Consider the following 670-nt stretch of genomic DNA (forward strand, 5'->3'; position numbering starts at 1 on the left):
TATATACCGAGCTCATCGAGGTAAACACTATGGTCGCAAGTGAAGTTGCTATCGCCATATGGGTCAAGACTTCTGCGGGGAAACCTTGGCTTTCGAAGACAAAAACCAGGATAGGCACGACGACTAAACCACCACCCACGCCAAAGAGCCCTGCCGTTAACCCGGCAAAGATACCCGCCAGCAAGTAGCTCACAATAAACATAGTCCGTATCTACCCCTAAATAATTGCATGGTATGATAGCTGTATTACATTCTGAGGTCATTCTTTCAATGTGTTTAATAGTTTTTGATTGGCAGCCCGAGCAAGCACGAATACTGACACTCGCCTCAAATAGAGATGAGTACTACGCCCGCCCTACACTTAACGCTCATTTCTGGGAAGATAGCCCTGACATATTTGGCGGCCGAGATTTAAAAATGGGTGGCACCTGGTTAGCCCTTTCCAAAGGTGGCCGCCTCGCTGCAATTACAAATTATCGCGCGCCAGACTCCAGAGTATACGAACGATCTCGTGGAGAAATTCCCTCAAGCTTCCTTCAAGCAAGCTGCTCTGCAAATGAGTTTGCAGCTCAAATTTCAAGCGATGAATATGCCGGATTTAACGCTCTTCTGTTTGATGGCTCAGACTTGGTATATTGCCATAATCGTGGTCAGACGAGAGGTAGTCAAA

Annotated in this window: 2 protein-coding genes; one reads left to right on the forward strand and one right to left on the reverse strand. The window is 46.9% G+C overall.

Annotated features, from left to right (window positions below):
- The coding region (locus A3763_RS23550; RefSeq protein WP_156495294.1) for a TSUP family transporter at positions 1 to 202 on the reverse strand (202 nt) is incomplete at its 3' end.
- Between the two features lie 68 nt (positions 203 to 270).
- On the opposite strand from A3763_RS23550, the gene A3763_RS23555 reads away from it, so the two are divergent.
- Positions 271 to 670, forward strand: a 400-nt coding sequence (locus A3763_RS23555; RefSeq protein ID WP_197483074.1) for an NRDE family protein, incomplete at its 3' end; no start/stop codon positions are given.

The sequence above is a fragment of the Oleiphilus sp. HI0128 genome (assembly GCF_001635365.1).